Annotated in this window: 11 protein-coding genes; 4 read left to right on the top strand and 7 right to left on the bottom strand. The window is 51.6% G+C overall.

Going from position 1 to position 21926, the window contains the following annotated elements:
- Positions 1–67: 67 nt before the first annotated feature.
- On the bottom strand, positions 68–4081 hold the full coding sequence (locus PREMU_RS13805; protein ID WP_007576224.1) for a glycoside hydrolase family 2 TIM barrel-domain containing protein: 4014 nt from the start codon (positions 4079–4081) through the stop codon (positions 68–70).
- A gap of 349 nt (positions 4082–4430) precedes the next feature.
- Between PREMU_RS13805 and PREMU_RS13800 the strand changes: the two genes are divergently transcribed.
- The 4 genes from PREMU_RS13800 (at position 4431) to PREMU_RS13785 (ending at position 10395) form a co-directional block, all read left to right on the top strand.
- Complete coding sequence (locus tag PREMU_RS13800) at positions 4431–5645, top strand: MFS transporter (RefSeq protein WP_040558485.1); 1215 nt, start codon at positions 4431–4433, stop codon at positions 5643–5645.
- Between the two features lie 76 nt (positions 5646–5721).
- The gene (locus tag PREMU_RS13795; protein WP_007576221.1) at positions 5722–6822 is read left to right on the top strand and encodes a phosphotransferase enzyme family protein; all 1101 of its coding nucleotides are present in this window, start codon (positions 5722–5724) and stop codon (positions 6820–6822) included.
- A 34-nt stretch (positions 6823–6856) separates the two neighbouring features.
- Positions 6857–8746: a beta-N-acetylglucosaminidase domain-containing protein gene (locus PREMU_RS13790; RefSeq protein ID WP_007576220.1), complete on the top strand. Its 1890-nt coding sequence runs from the start codon at positions 6857–6859 to the stop codon at positions 8744–8746.
- Between the two features lie 77 nt (positions 8747–8823).
- A complete protein-coding gene (locus PREMU_RS13785; RefSeq protein ID WP_007576219.1) occupies positions 8824–10395 on the top strand; it encodes a Gfo/Idh/MocA family protein in 1572 nt (523 codons plus the stop codon).
- Positions 10396–10410: 15 nt separating this feature from the next.
- On the opposite strand, the gene PREMU_RS13780 is transcribed toward PREMU_RS13785, so the two are convergent.
- The 6 genes from PREMU_RS13780 to hflX form a co-directional block, all read right to left on the bottom strand.
- The gene (locus tag PREMU_RS13780) at positions 10411–11067 is read right to left on the bottom strand and encodes a carbohydrate-binding family 9-like protein (protein WP_007576218.1); all 657 of its coding nucleotides are present in this window, start codon (positions 11065–11067) and stop codon (positions 10411–10413) included.
- 15 nt (positions 11068–11082) lie between these two features.
- Entirely contained in the window at positions 11083–13776 is a 2694-nt protein-coding gene (locus PREMU_RS13775; protein ID WP_007576217.1) for a 3'-5' exonuclease, read from the bottom strand.
- Positions 13777–13931: 155 nt separating this feature from the next.
- Positions 13932–15575: a fumarate hydratase gene (locus PREMU_RS13770; RefSeq protein ID WP_007576216.1), complete on the bottom strand. Its 1644-nt coding sequence runs from the start codon at positions 15573–15575 to the stop codon at positions 13932–13934.
- Positions 15576–15594: 19 nt separating this feature from the next.
- Positions 15595–18510, bottom strand: a complete 2916-nt coding sequence (locus tag PREMU_RS13765; RefSeq protein WP_007576215.1) for a M16 family metallopeptidase — start codon at positions 18508–18510, stop codon at positions 15595–15597.
- 41 nt (positions 18511–18551) lie between these two features.
- Complete coding sequence (locus PREMU_RS13760) at positions 18552–20405, bottom strand: DUF4954 family protein (protein WP_007576213.1); 1854 nt, start codon at positions 20403–20405, stop codon at positions 18552–18554.
- 12 nt (positions 20406–20417) lie between these two features.
- Positions 20418–21677, bottom strand: a complete 1260-nt coding sequence (gene hflX / locus PREMU_RS13755) for a GTPase HflX (protein ID WP_007576212.1) — start codon at positions 21675–21677, stop codon at positions 20418–20420.
- Between the last annotated feature and the right edge of the window lie 249 nt (positions 21678–21926).

The following is a 21926-nucleotide window of genomic DNA, read 5'->3' as shown; positions in this document are numbered from 1 at the left end:
TTTATAGATTACTATAGACTACTAAGATTATTATGGACAATATAGACTATGATAGACTTTGTCACTATTATTTCTCTAAAACCTTAAACTCTGCACCCGAAGCAAAGTCTTGACCGCTCTGTTCGCTCAGTGCTGTGAGGCGGACGTAGCGTGCCTTGACAGGCTGACTCAACATCACTGCCTTCTCATTACGATTGTTGGCAAAGGCCCCTTCTGCCACAGGATTGCTCCACGTCTTCCCGTCATTGCTCACCTGTATGCGGTATTTTTTAATATTTCCATTGTTGCTGTCTTGTCTTGGCAGATAGCTGAAGCCCTTGACTATCTTCTCCGCACCGCAGTCGAAATCGACCCAGTGGGGATAGTTGGCTACGGTGACGGAATACATGGTATGCCAATAGGTGTCCGGATTGCCGTCTACGAGGTGGTCGGCATCACCCTCGCCGCTCTCCACGCTGGAGGCATAGACCACCTTCAACGGTATGTTCTCGATGCGGTTGAAGGTCTGTGTGGATGTGAGCCATTCGTTGCCTTTTGTCCATGCTGTAACGGTTCCGCCATGTCTTAGGTCGAAGGCGCCGGTGTATCGTTCTGCCTTCCTCATGTTACCCACCTTATAATAGATGTCGCTGGTGGCGTCATTGGCGTCGATGGTCACTTTCCCCTCGGCATTGCGAGTAATAGTGAGCGGTGTGAGACCGTTGAGGCTGACGTCAGCAGCATGCGACATTTCGTCGATATTATTGCTTCCGACAGGACGGATAGCGTAGCCGAAGGTGTGGGCAGTCGCCATGACCTGGTCTTGAGGCAATGGAGCGCCCTGTCCGCAACTGTTGCCACCCAGGCCGGTGATGGCCATATCAATGTGCAAGAAGGTCGCGTTGCTCTCAGGCAGCTCATAAGGATGGTTGGCCATGGCGATGTCGTTGTCCGACCACGGCAGTGCCGAGAAGCTCATTTTGTCGTTGGCTACGAAGATGGCTCCATGCCCATCGACATCGGTCAGCGACAACCAGCGTGTGTCCTGATGGTTGCCGGTGTCTTGCGGTTTGGGGAAAGGCACAAACTCGTCGGCTACTTCTTGCTGCTCATAGAGTCCTATCATCTGTCCTGTCTTGCGGTCGGGATAGTTGTCTATGGGGCCGCGGCCATAATAGTTTAAGAGGCGGTATTCTTCTGGGATCTGAAGTGTATAGCCGAGTTTGGCCAGAGCGAGTGAGGGCTTATTGCTGTTGATGGCGCTCTTGCTCTCAATGCTGCCGTCGGCGAAGACCGTATAAACCACCTGTGAGGTGAACATGAAGTCGTCTCTGCCGAAAGGCTTCTTCTTCAGTTCAATGAGCTTTTTCCAGTTGGCATCGCCGCCTTCGAGGCGATAGCCATAGGGCGCCTGCGACGTGACGTCAAAAGCCACTGACACCGATCCGTCGGCATTACGGTGTGTCTTCCAGCCTGTGCACCGGTGCTGAAGATTGTTTAGGCCGTTGGCATACCAATCCTCATAAGCCCAGTTGTCATTGTTGACCCATGCGCGGAAAGCGTTGAGCTCGGGGCCGCATCCATCGGGGATGACGGTCTTTGCGCCATAGCTGAGGTTGTAAATAGTGCCTTTCGAGAGATCGAAGGTGGCCGTGAAGTTGTCGCCGCTAAGCTGCAGGCGTCCATTCTGCGCCTTGCCGAGGTTCACCGATCCTTTCACGGTCAGCGCCGGCCGCGTCTGTGCGGTGGCCACAGAGAGCTGCTCTTCAGCCTGGATATAGCCGGCCTTTGCCCATGGCTCGTCATGCTTCAATCTGTAGGTGACATGCAGCAGATAGTCCTTCCCTGTCTCAAGTCCCTCGTACAGTCCTTTGATGGTCACGCGTTTGTGGGCACGTGGGGCGACGCTGCCCAGGTCGATGGTCCCCTGCCTGACCGTCTTCCCGTCAGCTGTGAGCCTCCAGGCGGCATTGTAGCCACTGAGGTCGTCGGTGTAGTAGTTCTTGTTGAAAATGTCGAGGATGCCTTTGTCCTTGTCGGCCCATGTCGTCCCGATGTATTGGTACACCTTCTTCACCTCATAATACTGTGGCTTGGGCGTCTCGTCACCGAAAAGGATTCCGTTCATGACGAACTGTCCGTCATTGGGGGTATCGCCGAAGTCGCCGCCGTAGGCCAGGTAGCGACGTCCGTCCTTAGTATAGTTGTACATGCTCTGGTCAATCCAGTCCCAGATGGCGCCGCCCATGAAGAAGTTGGTCGACTCGATAGCTTTCCAGTAGTCTACAAGATTTCCCTCGGCATTGCCCATGGAGTGTGCGTACTCCGAGATGTGGAAGGGATACTTGATGTCCATTTGTCCTTTGACAGCGTTGCGTGTCCATGCGATGCTTGGATACTGATTGGACCCCATGTCGACGATATCGTTATTTCGCTCGTATTGTACGGGTCTGGATACGTCGAAACGCTTCAGGGAGTCATAGGCGGCGACGAAGTTGTGACCTGGCCCCGCCTCATTTCCGAGGCTCCAGATGACGATGCAAGGGTTGTTGACCAGCTCATGTGCCATGGTCATCACGCGGTCCACGTGGGCCGGCCTGAACTCCGGTACATGAGACAGGGAAGCCTTGCCGTAGAAATATTCGTGGCTTTCGAGGTTGGCCTCACTCTCAAGATAGATGCCGTACTTGTTGCAAAGGTAATAGAAGTAAGGATCATTGGGATAATGAGAGGTGCGCACATGGTTGATGTTGGCTCGTTTCATGGCCATCACCTCGCTCTCCATTTGCTGGCGGGAGACTACTTTTCCAGTTGCAGGATTAGTGTCGTGGCGGTTGACACCTTTGAGTTTCAGCGTCTTGCCGTTGACATAGAAATATCTTCCGGCCAGTCCGAACTCATCTTGCGCTGCCGGCGTGTCTTTGATCTCTACTGTCCGGAATCCTGTTTGCGTGCTGATGGTCTCGATGACCTTTTTTCCTTCCATGAGCTCGCCTACGAGTATGTAGACATTGGGCTGCTCTGCGGTCCACGGCAGCGCGTTGTCCAGAGTGAGGGTCTGCCTGAGGTCTGTTTGGGCGCCCTTTGGGCAGGCAACGGCGAGCGGCGTGTCGAAAGTGGCCGCGAGCTCATTGTCGTCAGAGTAGAGCTTGTTGCGATAGAGCGACCATCTCACGCGGAGCTTCCCTGCATTCTTGCCTGAAAGGTTCTGTAGCGTGGCGGTAATGTCGAGCTTACCGGCATGACCATCGTAGGCAGGGATAGCCTGCAGGTCGGCGATGTGCACCTTGGGCGTGGCGGTGAGGCTCACGTTGCGGAAGATGCCTGGCAGCCGGAACATATCCTGTGCTTCCAGAAAACTGCCGTCGGAGGAGCGGTAGACTTCCACGGCCACCTCATTGCGGCCCTTACGAAGAAAGCGCGTAATGTTGAAGCGCGCGGCGTCGCGCGAGTTCTTGGAGAAGCCTATGTAGTGCCCGTTGATCCAGAGATAGAAGAAGGAGTCGACGCCATCGAAGTTGATGTAGACCTCTTTGCCGTCCCAGTCGGCCGGAAGGTCAAAGGCTCGTCTGAATGATCCCACCTCGTTACGGTAGGTATAGGTGGTGTAGTCTTTAGGTGGTTCGCGCATCACGCCTTTCTTCCAGTCACCGGGTTGAATCTCATATTTGAAGATGACCCACTGGTTGACATAGATAGGAACGCCATACTTCAGTGATCCATCTTTCCCGATGCCGGCTATATTCCAGCTCACGGGAACTTGCAGGCGATCCCACCCGCTGTCGTCGTAGCCGTCGGTGTAGAAGTCTTTTGGGCGCTCATCAGGGTTCTTGGCAAAGTGGAAGCGCCACTCGCCGTCAAGCGAGCGGAAGAGTGAGGAGTGTTCAGGCAACACCTTGCGTGCTTCGTCAACGGTCTGGAAATTATGGAACAGTGCTCTTGCCGGCAACTTGTTGTAGCCTAAGCTTTGCGGTGATTGCCATTCATTGCCCGTTGGAGCTGTCGCCTGCCCGTAGGCATAGCCCTCCAAAGGGTGATAGTTGGCTAAAGCGGCCATGGCAGTGGCTGTCAGTAGTAGTGTAGAGAATAAGCGTTGATGCATGTTGGCTGTTTTTACGGTTTTATGCTACAAAGTTACAAATATATTTTAACTACGGAAAATATTCCTCATAATTTTATGAACGTGCGCGTCTATTTATTAATGTGTTATGAAAGTTTCAAGATTGATGCCTTTATGGCAGAGTTTTGCGTCTACACTGTAAAGGCATTGCGATTACAGTGTAAAGGCGATGCGATTACGCCGTAAAGGCATTGCGATTACGCCGTAAAGGCGATGCGATTACACTGTAAAGGCGATGCTTAAAAAAACAATAATATTTTTATGAACGCTTGTTAACTAAAAAAATAATATTACCTTTGCACAACCAATAACTATATTGTTTATACCTAATATGAATCAAAAGCACAGTTATCTGCTGCCCCTTGCCATTATCGGGCTATTTTTCTTTTCCATCGGTTTTGCCTTAGGCATCAACTCTTATCTGATGCCTGTGTTGAAGAATGCGATGAACATCTCCGGTGCGGCATCGAGTCTGCTGCTTGCTGCCACGTTCATTCCTTTTCTTCTCTTTGGCATTCCCGCCACGTGGTGCATCCGCCAAATCGGCTATAAGCGCACGATGGCCTTGTCATTTCTCATCTTTGCCATTGCCTTCGGGTTGTTCATCGTCGCTGCCCGCCAGCAGTCCCTGGTCTGGTTTCTGATAGCCAGCTTTGTCAGCGGTGCCGCCAATGCCGTGCTTCAGGCCTCGGTCAATCCTTATGTTACCATTCTCGGCCCATTGGATTCCGCAGCCCGCCGCATCTCCTGCATGGGTATCTGCAACAAGTTGGCGTGGCCGGTGACCACCCTCTTCATCACGCTGGTCATCGGTAAGGGTATCGGTGACACTCACTTAGGCGACCTTTATCTGCCGTTTGCCATCATCATCGCCATCTTTGTCGTGTTGGGAATTATCGCGCTTATGGCTCCACTGCCAGAGGTGAAGGCTGCCGGAGAGGACGGCGAAGCGTCCGAGGCGGGCACGACAACAGCCTCGTATGCCGACGGCAAGACGAGCATCCTGCAGTTCCCGCACCTGTTGCTGGGTTGCCTGGCACTGTTTCTCTATGTCGGTGTGGAGACCATCTCCCTTGCCACAGCTACGGGCTATGCCCAGAGTCTGGGCCTTAAGGGTGACAATTATGGTTTCATTCCTTCCATCGGCATGATTGTGGGTTACATCTGTGGCATCCTTTTCATTCCCAAGTACCTGTCTCAGGCAGCCGCCATGCGCATCTGTGCCATCATCGCTGTCGTTGGTAGCGTGGCCGTGGCCTTGGTGCCCGACCCGACGGTGTCGGTCTATTGCATCTTCTTCATGGCCCTGGGCTGCTCGCTGATGTGGCCTGCCCTCTGGCCCCTTGCCATGGCCGACCTGGGCAAGTTCACCAAGTCGGGCTCTTCCCTGCTCACCATGGCCATGGCCGGTGGCGCCGTCATGCCTTGGGTGCAGGGCCTCGTACAGGACGCCTTCTCTTATCAGGCCTCTTATTGGGTGTGCGTGCCTTGCTTCCTTTTCATTCTCTACTATGGATTCGCAGGATACAAGATCCGCACCAAATAAATAGGAATACACATTATTATATATAGTAACCATCACGAGGTACCGATGTCTACGGCACTTCATATCACGAACTATCATGGATCAGCAAACACTTTCACATATCGTCGCACGGTTTGCCATGGAGGGTACTGTGGCCGATATCCGCCCATTAGGTAATGGCTTGATCAACGACACTTTTAAGGTGACGACAGCCGAGGCCGACAAGCCGGACTACGTCTTACAGCGCATCAATACGAATGTCTTCACCGACGTGGACATGCTCATGGATAACATTGCCGCAGTGACACGTCATATCCGCCGGAAACTTGAAGCCGCCCACGAGACCGACATCGACCGCAAGGTGCTGCACTTTATGCCTGCGGCCGACGGCAAGCTCTATCACCGCGAGCCCGACGGGACAGTCTGGAGACTGATGGTCTTCATAGCCAACGCCAAGACCTTTGAAGCCGTCACGCCGGAGTATTCTTATTATGCCGGTCAGGCTTTCGGCCACTTTGAGGATATGCTTGTGGACATTCCTGGGACCTTGGGCGAGGTGATTCCCAATTTCCACAACATGGAGTTCCGTATGCAACAACTCCGTGCGGTCATGGCTGAAGACCCTGCCGGCCGCCTGAACGAAGCTGGCGTGCAGCAGTTGCTTGCACTCATCGACAAGGATGCCGAGGAAATGTGCAAGGCCGAGCGCATGTATCGCGAGGGTGTTCTGCCCAAGCGCGTCTGCCATTGTGACACGAAGGTCAACAATATGATGTTTGACGAGCAAGGCCGTGTGCTTTGCGTTATCGACCTCGACACCGTCATGCCCTCGTTTGTCTTCTCCGATTATGGCGACTTCCTGCGGTCAGCTGCCAACACCACGGCCGAGGACGATCCCGACATGAGCCATGTGGCGTTCAATGAAGAGATTTACAAAGCGTTCACGCGTGGCTATCTCGAAGGCGCCTGCTTCCTTACGCCAGTCGAAATAGAGAATCTGCCCTATGCCGTAGCACTCTTCCCCTTCATGCAGAGTGTGCGGTTCCTTTGGGACTATCTCAGCGGCGACCACTACTGGAAATGCAATTATCCACAACACAATCTTGACAGAGCCCGCAACCAGATGCGGCTCTATCAATGTGTCAGGGAGCACGACGCGATGATGAATGGCTTCACCACCGATTGCCTGAAGAAGTAATGAACAAGAAAAATCTAACAGAAGAATATAAAGCATGAGACTAAGACACATGTTAGTCGCCCTGTTGTTGACATCCGGCTTGTCACTCAGCGCCGCAACAACTTTCACCATTTATCCGGTGCCTCATGAGCAGATAGCGCAGGAGGGGACGGCTACGCTGACGAAGACTGTCACCGTGGTCTGCGGCGAACCCATCGATGAGGCTACGCGTCAACGGGCCGCACAGGTGCTCAAGGAGCACGGTCTGACCTGCCGTTTCGCCTCTTCACCTTCTAAGACAACGACGAATCTGATTCTCGGTGTCAACGGCGACAAAGGCGCTGCCGACAAGGCGGTGAGCCAGTTGCGACTTAATCGAGCGGTGTTCGCTTTGCCCAAGTACGACCGCCACATCCTCTCAGTCTCAGGTAGCGGCAAGGCGGCTTCGGTGGTGATTCTTGGTGAGAACACCGATGCCACCTTTTGTGGACTGGCCTCGCTGGAGCAGATGCTTGACCAGCAGCGTGGCTCGCTGTCGTGTGTGACGCTCTACGACTATGCCGACGTGAAGAACCGTGGTGTCATCGAGGGTTACTATGGCGTGCCTTATACGGAGGAAGTGACGGAGGATCTCTTCCGTTTCATGGCACGATACAAGATGAACTCCTATATGTATGGCGCCAAGTCGGATCCCTATCATTCGCAGTATTGGGAACAGCCTTACCCCTTGACCATCACGCCCGAACAAAAGAAAATCGGCATGATGACCCAAGACATGATGCGTCGCATGGCGAAGACAGCAACAGCCAACAAGGTCAATTTCATCTGGGCCATCCATCCTGGAACCAACTTCTTCGATGCGAAGAGCGACAGAGTGCTCGATAAGATTATGGCTAAATTCTCTTCGATGTACAAGCTCGGCATGCGTCAGTTCGGCGTCTTTGTCGATGATTGCGGTGTGCCTGATGATACAGCCAGTTTGAATCTCGGCGCGCGTCGTCTCACTGCCTTGCAGACGCGTGTGGACCGGCTGTGGAACCGTAAAGGAGTAGCGCCGGCTGACACTGTGAAACCCCTCAACTACGTGCCGCAGCTCTATGCCTATTCATGGGTGAGCAAGGAAAAGGCTGCGCGCTTCTTCCGGTCGCTGAGTTCTACGCCGAAGAAAACGGTCATCTATATCACCGGAAGAGCTGTATGGACGGTGCCCAACAATGAGGATCCCGCCCTCGTGAGTTCCTGGCTCGGACGTGAAGTCGGCTGGTGGTGGAACTATCCCTGCAACGATAACGACATGGACAAGATCTTTGTGAGCGACACGTATACCAATTTCCACGATGAAGCGCACATCGACAACGAGGCCCGACTTACTGACAGCCTGGCGGTAAAGACCCTTATCAGTAATCCCATGCAGCAGGGAGCCGCCAGCAAGATAGCGCTGTTCAGTATTGGTGACTATGCGTGGAACAATGCGGCTTTTGACAACACGCGGAGCTTTAAGGCTGCTGTGCCTGCGGTGGTGGGCAAGGAATTTGCGGGAGCTTTTACGACAGTGATGCCCTATCTGCGGCATTATGACTACGACTCTCCATGGCCTACGCTGGACCAGATGCGGCGCTTGCAGGCTGCGTGTGGGAAGCTCAAGACCATGGCCGACAGCAAGGACGAGGGCACGCGACTGTTCTATGCCGACATCCAGCCATGGCTCACGAAGGTCAGTGACATGGCAGACTGCGCTGTGGTGCTGCTCACCAAGGACAGCCGCACACCGGAAGAAGTCAGCCGTGCGGTAGAGACCGTTGCAGAAATGGATAAGAATGAGAGGTACAATGTGGAGGTTCTCAATGGCATGGGCAATGACATCAAGATAGGGCAGCGACAGGCGGCACCCGCGCAAAGAGTGTTGCTGCCGATGCTGAAAAAGCTTGCTCAGAGTGTGAAGTAATTGTTTTTGAAGTTGCTCAGATCTATTATTTAGTTATTATTGCAAAGTCATTACCTATTATTAACAATCATACGATTATGCGATTAACAAGAAAGACAGTCTTCTCTTTTATGCTGACGATGTTGACATTGCTGTTTCCTGCTGTCAGCTTTGCCCAGTTCAACTGGCCTTACCATGTGGAGAAAGGACAGGCAATTACTGAGGTGCCTGTACGCCCTGCCGGCCAGCAGAATGTCCTTAATCTCACTACACCGAAGATGAGTGTAGTGCGTGTGGGCTTCGTGGGCCTTGGCATGCGTGGTCCCGGCGCGGTGGAACGCTGGACCTACATCAACGGCACGCAGATTATGGCCCTGTGCGACCATGAGAGAGACAGGGCTGAACGATGCAACGAAATCCTTGAGAAAGCCAGCCTTCCACCGGCTGACATCTATTATGGTGAGGATGGATACAAGCAGTTGTGCGAGCGCAAGGACATTGATCTGGTGTACATAGCTACTGATTGGCTGCATCATTTCCCCGTGGCCAAATATGCTTTGGAGCATGGCAAGAATGTCGCTATCGAGGTGCCTTCGGCCATGAGCCTCGATGAGATTTGGCAGCTCATCAATCTCAGTGAGAAGACACGTTTGCATGTGATGATGCTGGAGAACTGCTGCTACGACTTCTTTGAGCTCAACACGCTCAATATGGCACAGCACGGCGTCTTCGGTGACGTTGAGTATGTGCAGGGGGCTTATCGCCACGATCTTTCACCTTACTGGGATCAGTATTGGAAGAAAGATGCTAACGACAAACTGGGTTGGAGACTCGACTATAATCAGAAGTTCCGCGGCGATATCTACGCCACTCACGGCCTCGGCCCCATCGCTCAGGCCTTAGATATCCATCGTGGCGACCGTATGAAGACGCTTGTTGCCATGGACACTAAGAGCATCAATGGCAAGGCTTGGGTAGAAAAAATGTCGGGTAAGAAGTGTGATGAGTTCGCCAATGGCGACCACACCGTTACGCTTATCAGTACAGAAGATGGGAAAGTCATAGAGGTACAGCACAACACCATGACGCCGGAGCCCTACAACCGTATGTACCAGATAGTGGGAACAAAGGGCTTTGCCAATAAGTATCCCATGGAGGGCTATGCCCTGTCCAGCGCACAGATGCAGGCTTGTGGCGTGCAGCCGTCTCAGAAAATGAGTGGTCACGATTATATGAATCAGATAGACTTCAACGCTCTTGTCGCAAAATACCGCTCGCCGATAGTTGACAAATATGAGGCCATGGCTAAGAAGGTGGGCGGCCACGGTGGCATGGACTTTATCATGGACAGCCGGCTCGTATATTGCTTGCAGCATGGTCTGCCCCTCGATATGGATGTTTACGACCTGGCTGAATGGTGCTGCCTCGCAGAGTTAGGTTCTATCTCGATGAACAACGGCAACATTCCCGTGCAGGTACCCGACTTCACACGCGGTGCGTGGAATGTCCAGAAAGGCTTTCACCATGCTTTTGCCTCACCAGAGGAAGAGGCTGCAGTGGACAAGGCCAGTGAGGAATTCACGGCTAAGCTGAAAGCCAAGGGTGCCAAATACTGGAAGAAACATGGCACCAAGACAACAAACGGCAAGAGCAATCAGATGAGTCTCTGATGCCCTTACCGACGATTATTCAAACGATAACGTCCCAAAGGCCTCCGGCTGATGAAAGTCGGGGGCCTTTGTATGAATGGCATTCCAGGAGAGAAAATGCGGTTTCGGCAACTTGTCTCCGCATTTATAGAAGTTGCCTTTCGCCTGAAGATGGTTCAGCGAAAGACCTTTGTCTTGGAAGAAAAGCGCTGTGGGAATCACCAGTGTCAGGGTCCAGACTTCCGGTGCCGACTGTTCCTCCAGCTGTCCTTCACCCAGGGAAGACCAGCGGTCTACGGCATTCACGATGTCAATAGGTGCTTGTACGCGTGCCTCACGGCCTCTGCCACATGCTGCCAGAAGGGCTCCACGGCAGTTGCATTCCATATTATAATAAGCGCCGTCAGTCTTGGGTTGGAAGAAGAACTCGCAGCAGGAGTCTTCCCATGGGCGGCCGTTATTGCGGGCGGCCATGGCCCTTACGGTCTCTTCCCTTACCCTGTATTCCAGAAAGATGCGCCTGCCATTATGCGCGATGCGAAAGGCTACTTCTGGCTGATAAGGATAGTCAGCCGCCCAATTGTTGCAGCCGATGGGGTTCCATTCTACAGCATAATGGTCTAAAGTTTGATGAATGTCTTTAGCATTTACGTTTTGCTCATCGATTTTTTTGATTCTTAGAGACTTTTCCATTGTTCTTGATGTTATTTAGTGCCCTACTTTATCGAAGTACTTAATGACAGGCTTCATGAACCGTGAGAGCTTCTGTCTGCCAAGATTGGCTGTGGAAGGAGCCTGTTGGCTGTAATACACAAAGATGCGGCGGCGGGCTCTGGATAGAGCCACGTAAAGTTTACGGGCATCCTCGTCCATGAGTTTTGGATCGTTCTGGTTGTGAAAGTTAGGCAGGCGTCCATCGACAGCATCGAAGATGATGACATTGTTGAATTCTAAACCTTTGGCTTTGTGTATGGTGGATACAAACACTTTTTCCTGCATGATTGTCGAGCCACAGAGATCGGCTTCTTTGAAGGTATTGATCTCCATGATGTGGTTGTCCAACTGCTCTTTGAGCGATGGCTCCTCCTCTTGGTGAATGATATCTGTTGCGAGGAAGCGGAAGACGTATTCGATTTTATCTACAGGCCTGATCCACTGCTCCTCTTCCAAGGCATGATAGAAACGCCGCAACTCCTCAACCAAGGCGGGAACACCCTGCCGGTCGGCTGGTTTAAGATAGCATTTGCTGACGGCGGCCTGATATTGCTTGCCGTAATTACGTCGTAACCGTTCCGCGATTTTCTTTGTTGTTGGCATTTTGAGGAAAGCCTCCTGCGCTACCATGCTTTCCTTTCCTTTGGTGTAGCAATAGCCGGCCAGTGACACGGTAGCGTTGACATCGTCATCAGCCAAGTGAGAGTTTTCACCCTCCAGTCCGAGTTCAGCGAGCAGCAACTTGAGTTTGAATGCCTTGAGATCGGGTCGTAACAAGCGGATAAGTTTCAGCGAGTCGAAGCAAACGGGCCATCGCTGTGCCCAGTCGATGTCAGGAAAATAACGGTTGAGGCAGGTCTGCATGATGTGGCAGTCGAACGACGCGTTATGCGCAAGCAGCGGGGCACCTTGGGAAAATTGCAGAAAAGCCTGCAGACCCTCGGCAGGAGAGAGGAGCTGATGGTGCTTCCGCTCTTCGATGATGGGGTTCACAATGTCGCCCAGCATGGCGGGAATAGGTCGCTTGGTCTCTAAATATACAGAAAACTTAGCAACAGACTTGCCGTTTCTGATGCGTTCAGCGGCAATCTGGATGATATCGTCCTCAAAAATATTGAGCCCTGTCGTCTCAGTGTCGAAGACGATGAGGTCGTTCTCGTCCCATGCTTTGAGGAACTGTTGCAGATAGGTATCGCCCTCATGGAGCAGATCGGTGGGTGTGATAGCGTTCACCTTCAGTTTATGAATCCACTGTCGTGCCGACGCTGCCGTGGCGCAGATCTTCAAGCCTTGCAGTATCTGTGCCCAAGCCAGAAAGTTGTGTTCATTGTTGACGACGCTCAGATGAGCCATCATGAGTTTCACTTCAGGGGTAGAGAAGAGGTCGGTACCGGAGATTTTGAAGTGCGAGATGCCTGCCACGGTGAGGCGGTTGCTGATTTCGTCGGCATCGCGGTTGGCGTTGACAATGATGGCTGTCGTCTCATTCTCATTGGTCTTCAACAGGCCCTTTACCCGCTTGGCGACAGCTTTATATTCCGCCCAAATGTTTTCTGCGGGGCAGACACGCAGTTCAGTATTGTCGGCTATCGGTTCATCACTGGGCGTTGGCAGCAGGGCGGGAGCGGAGTGGAGGTTGGCAATGGCATAGTCGTTGAGCATCTGCACGATGCGTTGCGGTTGCCGGTGATTGATACTCAGGTGATGGATTTTGTCTTTACATTGCTCTTTGAGGATATTGAGAGTGGCGAGCTTGGCACCCATGAACGAGAAAATGGCCTGTTGCTCATCGCCGAGATAGAGGAAACAGCCGCTTTCGGCGCGTAGTTGACTGATGATGGCGAGCTGAAGCAGGTTGAGGTCTTGCACCTCGTCGACCTGAATCCATGGGTATCGCCTGCTATCGGGTTGGGTGGTGAGTGTATGATAGGTGAGTTGGAGTAGGTCTTCGAAGTCAAGAAGGTTGTTCTGGGTTTTGTAGGCAACGTAGGCGTGTGCATAGCGCATCTTCATGAGGCTCTGCTCAGCTTCATGGCGCAGGAAGGAAGGGAAGACCGGCTGATGGATCAGGTCCAGGTAGAAGTCGGCATGATTATAGATGTCGATCATGAGCTTGGCATCGAACGGTTTGTCTGTCGCCTTGGCAATAGCTTTCATGGTGGCGATATCTTCCCGTGTGACACATTCCGGATGGATGCGCAACTCGCGTGGTACGGCATGGATGATGTCGTACATAAGGTGGGAGAAGAACATTATCTGAGCATACATGTGCCTTCTGCGAAAATCTCGCTTCACTATTTCCTCGTCCTCATTGAGGTAGCGCGCGAGGATGCTGTCGATGGTGTCGTCGTCGATGATGGTACTCTCGGCCGGCACAATATTGTTGGTGAAAAGAAATCGTGAGCAGAACCGGTGGACATTACCTACAAAGACCTCACTCGCTTGTTCCTTTCCCACGCGGCTCTCAATACGTTCGCGCATGCCGCGGGCGGCACGGTTGGTGAATGTCAAGCAGAGCATGTCCTCGGCCTTCACACCTTCTTCCAATGCGAGATGAATGCGCTCGGCGAGAATTTGTGTCTTGCCGCAGCCCGGAGGAGCAAGGACGAGGTGCTTACCCTCACTGATTTCGATGACCCTTTTCTGTGAAGAGTCCGGAATAAAGACAGGAATAGATTCTAAGTTCAAGATTGAGAGAATTAGAGACAACACATAAACACTCAAGAATTAAAAAAAGAGAGGGATGAGAAACGAAAAACAAATGCTCAAGAATTAGAGAATTAGAAAACATCTAATGTGGAGAAATTCTCAAATTCTCTAATTCTTGAGCTACAGGTATCTTGTTAGCAAGAGCACTTCCAAGGCTTCAGCTCCTTGAAGAAGTCGTGGCCCTTGTCGTCGACGAGAATAAAGGCGGGGAAGTTCTCTACTGTAATCTTCCAGATAGCCTCCATGCCCAGCTCTGGATATTCCACGCATTCGATGCTCTTGATGCTGTCATGGCTGAGGATAGCTGCCACACCGCCAATGGTGCCGAGATAGAATCCGCCGTGCTTCTGACAGGCGACGGTCACTGCGTCTGTACGGTTACCCTTGCCGATCATGATCATGCTGCCACCATGGCTTTGGAACTCATCCACATAGGGATCCATGCGATTGGAGGTTGTTGGACCCATGGAGCCGCAAGGATAGCCTTTCGGAGTCTTGGCCGGTCCGGCATAGAGCACGGGATGGTTCTTGAAGTATTCGGGAAGGTCCTCACCCTTGTCGAGACGTGCCTTCAGTTTGGCATGAGCGATATCGCGTGCCACAATGATGGTACCATTGAGGATGACGCGTGTGGAAACGGGATACTTCGTGAGGATGGAACGAGCCTTATCGATGCCCTCATCAAGGTTGATAACCACACCGCCGCTTTCGCCCGGCCTCTGCAGTTCTGAAGGAATGAGATTAGCTGGATTGGTATCCATCTTCTCCAGCCAGATGCCATCTCGGTTGATCTTCGCCTTGATATTGCGGTCAGCTGAGCAGCTCACGCCCATGCCAATAGGACAACTGGCACCGTGGCGGGGCAGACGGATGACACGTATGTCATGAGCCAGATACTTACCACCAAACTGTGCGCCGAGGCCGATCTTGTGTGCCTCTTTCAAGAGTTTCGCCTCCAAGTCAAGGTCACGGAAAGCGCGTCCCGTCTCGTCGCCACTGGTGGGCAGACTGTCATAGTACTTGATACTACCGAGCTTCACGGTGAGCAAGTTCTTCTCTGCCGACGTACCGCCGATGACAAAGCAGATATGGTAAGGTGGGCAAGCAGCGGTACCGAGACTCTTCATCTTCTCCACAAGGAAAGGCAGCAGTGTGCTTTCATTCTGGATGGTGGCTTTGGTCATGGGATAGAAATACGTCTTGTTGGCCGAACCGCCGCCTTTTGCAACCATTACGAAACGGTATTCTTCGCCCTCGGTGGCTTCAATGTCAATTTGTGCGGGGAGGTTACACTTAGTGTTCACCTCATCGTACATGTTCAGTGGCGCATTCTGCGAGTAGCGCAGGTTGTCTTGAGTAAAGGTGTTGTAAACGCCTTTTGACAGTGCTTCCTCTTCATCGAAATCGGTCCAAACACGCTGTCCCTTCTCTCCGTGGATAATGGCCGTTCCTGTATCTTGGCAGAAAGGCAGTACGCCTTTGACAGCGGTCTCGGCGTTGCGCAGCAGCGTCAGAGCCACATATTTGTCGTTGTCGGAAGCCTCTGGGTCACTGAGAATGGCAGCTACCTGTTCGTTATGCTTACGGCGCAGGCAGAACTCTACATCGTGGAAAGCCTCCTGGGCTAACAAGGTGAGTGCTTCGGGAGTGACTTTTAAAATCTCCTTACCTTCGAAGTTGGCGGTGCTAACGCCCTCTTTCGTCAGCAGACGATACTCAGTATCATCTTTACCCAACTGAAACATTGGGGCATACTTGAAATCAACTGGTTTTGTCATAATAAAATGTTTTTGTATTTTAGTATCCAAAAATTTGTTTGGTAGTCAGTTTCCTTACTGGCCCTATCTTCCCTAAGGCCTTCATGTCGAGGTCTTTCTCATTTCCGAGGATGAGGTATCTGTATGGTTTGTGAGAGATATTCTCGCGTGCGAAGTTCTCAAGATCTTTCATTGTGAGCTTGGGTAGCGTCTCATATACTTTCTGCAGAATGTCGTAGTTCAGCCCTATTCTCTTAGCATAGATCCACCTCCAAAGCACGTCTTGATAAGAGTAACGGGCAGTGGCGAGGCTTTTCATGAGTGACTGCTTGGCGAGTTGCAAGCCAGCCTCACGGGTTGGCATGTCGTTGAGGAGCTTGTTGAACTCGTTGATACAGTCCATCATCTTGTCATTTTGGGTGATGATGTACGTACTGAAATTCTCGCTGTCAGCGTAGGGATGAGCCATCGATGCGCTGTAGCGTGCACCGGCAGAGTAGGCCAGGCCACGGGCTTCACGCAGTTCCTGGAAGACGATGGCATTCATTCCGCCTCCGAAATACTCGTTGAAAAGCTCTTCAAGAGCTTCCTTCTCCGGAGTCCATTTCGTGCCGTCGTTGTGATACATCGTCATGTAGATATTCTTCGCATCGTACGGTGCGATCCACACTTCTGTCTTGTTGACAGGCTGGTGGAGGTAAAATTTGGTGACGGGTGGCTTAGCGTAAGTCCTTGGCGTAGTGTGTACTGTACTTATGATTCCGTCCACAGACTTCATGTCTGAAGGACCGAAATACAGCACGGTAGCCTTATAATTGTTCAGCTGTTTCAGCTTGTTGAGCAGCGCCTGTGGGTCAGCATTGCGTAGCTGTTGCTCTGAGAGGATATTGAGTTGAGCATTATAGGGACCGAACTCTCCAAGCTTGCAGAGGGCCGAATAGTTGGCACGCTGGTTGCCCTTGCTGTCTGCACGCGACTTGAGAACGAGGCCCACATATTTGTGATAGCTCTCTTTGTCGGCTCTTGCACCTTGAATAAAACTCTCAAGAAGCTTTACAGCTTGTGGCATATTGCTGTTTAGACCACTGAGACTGATGTCTATAGCATTGTCGGAAACACTGACAGAATAGTTGCAGGCAAGCTTGTAGAACAATTGGTTGATTCTTTCATTGGACAGCTTGTCGGTACCAACATAATTGAGATAGTCCGCAGCGACAGCGTAGTGATTATCGCTTTCATCACCGAATGGATAATGATAGGTAAGCGAGAACAAGTTGTCATTAGTGTTCTTTCTATAGAGATAGTCGAGGCCTCTGCGCGTATGAGTCGCTGTGAGGTCACGCTTGAAATCGACAAACTTGGGCTGGATGGGTTCAGGCTTAGTGTTGACAATTTCCTTAAGGAAAGCGCTTTGCTTGTCATTGTTAGTGGGGATGGGCGTGATTTGCGGCTTCTCAATTTTGTGGATAGTGGTATCGTTGCCCTGGGTCTTAAACACAGTGACGTAGCCATCGGTAAAGAAACGGTTGGCAAAAGCGACGATTTGCTGCTTTGTCATCTTTGAGATTCTGTCCAAAGAATGTACGTCGTCCTCCCATTTCACGTCGTTGATGAAAGACTGAACAAACTGGTTGGCACGCGAACTGTTTTTTCTAAGTGACTGGTAATAGTCAAGTTTCATGTTGTTCACCACCGAGGGCAACAGGTCGTCAGAGAACTGTCCTTTCTTCAGCTTGTCTATTTCGCTCATCATTAGCGATCTTACTTCTCGATTGTCTTGTCCCTCTTTAGGCATGCCTTGCAGAATAAAGGAGCCGTAATCGTGGTTGGGCATCATGCCTGCCTGTGCACTCATTACCTTCATGGGAGTGTTGAGGTCAAGGTCGAACAGTCCTGCTTTACCATTGGACAGCATGTTGGCGATGACGTTGAGGGTGTCGGTTTGCGCGGATGCAGCAGCATTTGTACGCCAACCCACCATCACGTTGGGAGCTTCCAGACCTGTGACCATAGTGTCGACGGGCGCGACAAGCGGCTTTAATGGTGCGTACTGCGGGTAAGAAAGGTTGTCATTTCGTTTCCAGTCACCGAAATATTTGTCGATAATAGCAATGGTTTTGTCGGGGTCAAAGTCACCGGCAAGGCAAATCGCTATGTTGTTGGGAACGTAATAACGATGGAAATAGTTCTTGATATTGGTAATGGAGGGATTCTTTAGATGCTCCTGTGTGCCGATCGTTGTCTGTGTACCATAAGGATGATGAGGAAAGAGTTTCTTGCTCAATGCTACCCATTGCTTCTCTTCATCGTTTGCCAAACCGATATTGTACTCCTCGTATACGGCTTCCAACTCGGTATGGAATCCGCGGATGACCATGTTCTTGAACCTGTCGGCTTGAATCCTTGTCCATGTGTCAATCTCGTTTGCAGGAATGTTCTCCACGTAGCAGGTAACGTCCTCTGAGGTATAGGCATTACTTCCTTCAGAGCCAATGGCCGCCATCATCTTGTCGTACTCGTTGGGGATGTTGTAGCGTGCGGCAATTTGCGAGATAGAGTCGATCTCGTGGTATGCCTTTTTCCTGAGTTCAGGATTGATGATGTGACGATAGCGCTCAAAGCGGTTTTCGATGGAGTCGAGCAACGGCGCCTCAGTGGCGACATTGCTGGAACCGAAATGCGTAGTACCCTTGAACATGAGGTGTTCCAGGTAGTGCGCCAGTCCCGTTGTCTCGGGAGGATCGTTGCGTGAGCCTGTTTTCACAGCAATGTAGGTCTGCAATCGTGGGGTGGCATGGTTCACGCTCATGTACACTTTCAGGCCGTTGTCGAGCGTGTAGATGCGGGTGTGCATGGGATCGCCCGGCACCGATGAGTAGTGATAGCTCTTCTCTGCTTGCAGCCCTAAAGCGAAGAAGGCTGCGAATAGGAGAAGGAGGGTTCTCAAATGTCTCATATATATTTATATAATAATGATGATCTGTTATTGTCTGTGCGTTAGTTTTCGAAGTCAATTTCATGGTCGAGCTGTGAGATGAAATTGTCGAGCACCTCGGGTTCCACGTCTCCCATGCGGTATTCCTTTTCTGCATCCTTGCGGATTTCGGCAATCCAGGTGCGCCGTGCGGTAATATAATCTTGCCGGATGTTCTCCACGTGTTCTGCGTTAAGGGTCTGTAGGTGGTAGTAGTCAAGCATGAGCTGGTAGGTCCACGTCCATTGATACTGCCGGTAGTGGTCGTTGATGTCACGGAAAGCGCTCACCACTCCGTCGATGGTATCAATAGCTCCGTTTTTTATTTCACGTACAATGCGTTCTTCCTCGCTTGCGGGAAGCAACAGTCCGGAAAGGTCATTCCAGTCGCCCAAGCCCGTTTCGGTGTCGGGTGGAGTCAATTCAGGGTCACGCTTCATGACGCGCTTGAGCACCGCTCCCATGTAGATGCGCAGTGCGATGTCGTAGTATTTGATGCCCTTGCGCAGTGAGGAGGCATTGATGACATATTCGTGGAAGTTGTATGTACTCACGTCTGTTCCGGAGGCAGCCTGCAGGTTTTCAAGGATCTTCTTGCCCTTGATGATCTCCCCGACAGAGAACGGTGAGAGCCAGTCGAAGTTGACAATGCTTTTCTGTGCATTCTTGGGTCTGACATCGCGCTTCGGCCACTTGCGGATGTCACGGTAAAGTCCCACGGTAGTAATGTTGCGTCCGGGTGAGAGATACATCGTGTCGCCGTAGGCGATGAGGTAGGAGAAGGGCAGGTTTCGTGTGTCGGGATGGTGCATGAGCTTGCCAAAGCAGACGCTGAACGTGCCTATTGTGGCGGGCATGAGCAGGTAGGCGCCACTCGCTGTCTTCGTGCCGCGTTCCAGTACACCCCAGTGAATGGGCCCCATCTTGTAAGCGTGGTTAGAGAAATTGGTCGCAGAGCCGGCATTGTAGAAGCTGAACTGTGAGCCGATGAGCAGTGAGCTCTTGTGGTGGCTGGCGGTAAAGGGACCGCAGAAAGCCGCGCAGGCCTCACCGTTGCTCATAAAACAGTTGGCGAAGAAGACGCTCTGCGACGCCGTGAAGCCGTTGCTGATCTTGCAAGCCTCTCCCACGAAGCAGTCCTGCATCTTTACAGAGTTGATGAGACTGGAGCCATGATTGATGATGGAGTTCTCGCAGATCACGCCTGTGCCTATATAGACTGTGGCCTGTGGTGAAGAAAGGATAGTGACATCACTCAGCCTTGCGGCCCCACTCACCTCGCATTCGTCTCCGATGAGTGTATTGGTGATCTCTTTGGTGTTGACGATTTTCACGCCGTTGCCGATGGTACCTCGGTCGGGTACAGTGGCTTTGATGTCTTCACTGATGAGCCTTTTCAGGGCCGCGCGGAAGTCCTTATCGTGGCTGTATTTCACCATCAGGGCCGCAATCTGACTGTTAAGGCCTTCAAAGAGGATGGCATTACCGTCGCCCACCTCGTTGAGGACAGAAATGAGATTGCCCTGACCGTAGGTGGCTCCTTCCGTTGTCTCCATGGTAGAGATGTTGGACAGGTAACAGTCGTCACCAATAGTGTAGTTGTTGATGTAGTTGCAGATATTCTCAATGAGGCAGTTGTCACCCACGCTCACGTTGCGCAGGGTGGCGTTGTTGATGCCTGAGTGTTTGAGAAAGCCTGCCGACACTTCAATGTTTTTGTCAAAACCACCGATAGTCACCTCGCCGTAGAGCATGACACGATGCATATACTTAGGTGCGAAGTCGTCGCTGACGCTGATGTTGCTCCAGTCTTCAGCCCAACATCCATTATCGTCGAGGATATTAATTTCTTCCTCGGTTAAAGCCCTGTATGCCATAGTTCTGTATTGTTAATCGTCCTCTTCGGGATAGAGAAAATCGTTGTAGGGATATTTCTGTACGTGCAACTCGCGCACTTTGCGGTAGAGCACGTCGCGCAGCTCGTCGATGTTTTCTTTCCTACGCGCCGAGATGAAGATACAGTCATCGCCTAAACGGGCCATCCATGTTTGCCGCAACTCGTCAAGGGTGATATTCTCTCGTGTAGCCGGAGTGAGGTCCTCGGGATCTTTCTCCGTCCAATGATAGTTGTCAATCTTGTTAAAAATCAGGATCGTCGGCTTATCGGAACATCCCAGATCTTTTAGTGTATTGTTTACCACTTGTATTTGTTCTTCAAAGTCTGGATGTGAAATATCGACGACATGCAACAGCAAGTCGGCCTCGCGTACCTCGTCAAGGGTCGACTTGAAGGATTCAACGAGGTCGGTCGGCAGTTTGCGAATGAATCCCACAGTGTCGGCAAGGAGAAACGGCAGGTTTCTAATGACGACTTTGCGCACGGTGGTATCGAGTGTGGCAAAAAGCTTGTTCTCAGCAAATACCTCGCTCTTGGCCAGCAGATTCATCAAGGTCGACTTTCCCACATTGGTGTAGCCAACGAGGGCCGCGCGTATGAGGCGTCCGCGATTCTTGCGCTGTGTGCTCTTCTGCTTGTCAATCTCTGTTAGCCGTTGTTTGAGCAGTGACATGCGGTTAAGGATGATGCGTCGATCCATCTCGAGCTGTGTCTCACCTGGGCCGCGCAGTCCCACAGAGCCTTTGCCGCCTCCGGAGCCTGATCCGCCACCTTGTCGCTCCAAGTGTGTCCACATACGTTGCAGGCGGGGAAGCATATAACGGTATTGTGCCAGTTCCACCTGCGTCTTGGCATTGGCGGTCTGAGCGCGCATGGCAAAGATGTCGAGGATGAGAGATGTGCGGTCAAGGATCTTCACGTGCAGCTCATTCTCGATGTTGCGCAACTGTTTGGCCGACAGTTCATCATCAAAAATCACCATGCCGATCTCGCGTTCGTTGTCTTCCTCATCTTTAATATATTGATGGATTTCTTCAAGTTTACCCTTGCCTACATAGGAGGTCTGGCTGGGACCGCCCGTCCTTTGCGTGAACCGCTTCACAGTGACAGCACCCGCAGTATCGGCGAGAAATTCCAGCTCGTCAAGATATTCCTTGGTCTTTGCCTCGTCTTGTTGAGGTGTGATGAGGCCCACGAGAATGGCAGTTTCGGCCTTGTTGGCCTCGGCCTCGGAGTATTCAAATTCCTTCATTCAATAGATAATGTTTATTTTAATTGCAAACTTACATAAAATCTATGGATTTTACACCAGTTTGATGAAAAAAGTTGAGGCCGCACCGCAACTTTCCGCTGAATGGCGGTGACAAGTCTCATGTTTCCATGTCTTTATAGAGGTATTTAAACCCCATCAATGTTAATTGACGGGCTTGATGTCTCAACGCATGAATAGAATTTCAGTGATGGAGAACGTATGCAGCTTCAATGTGCACTACAATGATAA

This window comes from Hallella multisaccharivorax DSM 17128 (genome assembly GCF_000218235.1).
Taxonomy (GTDB): domain Bacteria; phylum Bacteroidota; class Bacteroidia; order Bacteroidales; family Bacteroidaceae; genus Prevotella; species Prevotella multisaccharivorax.
Note: the sequence above shows the minus strand (reverse complement) of the source record. Positions and strands in the feature narration are given on the sequence as shown.

Coding starts and splice junctions, on each gene's coding strand:
- PREMU_RS13795 (WP_007576221.1), top strand. CDS start 5,722: ATGGATCAGCAAACACTTTCACATATCGTCGCACGGTTTGCCATGGAG.
- PREMU_RS13765 (WP_007576215.1), bottom strand. CDS start 18,510: ATGAGACATTTGAGAACCCTCCTTCTCCTATTCGCAGCCTTCTTCGCT.
- PREMU_RS13785 (WP_007576219.1), top strand. CDS start 8,824: ATGCGATTAACAAGAAAGACAGTCTTCTCTTTTATGCTGACGATGTTG.
- PREMU_RS13790 (WP_007576220.1), top strand. CDS start 6,857: ATGAGACTAAGACACATGTTAGTCGCCCTGTTGTTGACATCCGGCTTG.
- hflX (WP_007576212.1), bottom strand. CDS start 21,677: ATGAAGGAATTTGAATACTCCGAGGCCGAGGCCAACAAGGCCGAAACT.
- PREMU_RS13805 (WP_007576224.1), bottom strand. CDS start 4,081: ATGCATCAACGCTTATTCTCTACACTACTACTGACAGCCACTGCCATG.
- PREMU_RS13770 (WP_007576216.1), bottom strand. CDS start 15,575: ATGACAAAACCAGTTGATTTCAAGTATGCCCCAATGTTTCAGTTGGGT.
- PREMU_RS13780 (WP_007576218.1), bottom strand. CDS start 11,067: ATGGAAAAGTCTCTAAGAATCAAAAAAATCGATGAGCAAAACGTAAAT.
- PREMU_RS13800 (WP_040558485.1), top strand. CDS start 4,431: ATGAATCAAAAGCACAGTTATCTGCTGCCCCTTGCCATTATCGGGCTA.
- PREMU_RS13760 (WP_007576213.1), bottom strand. CDS start 20,405: ATGGCATACAGGGCTTTAACCGAGGAAGAAATTAATATCCTCGACGAT.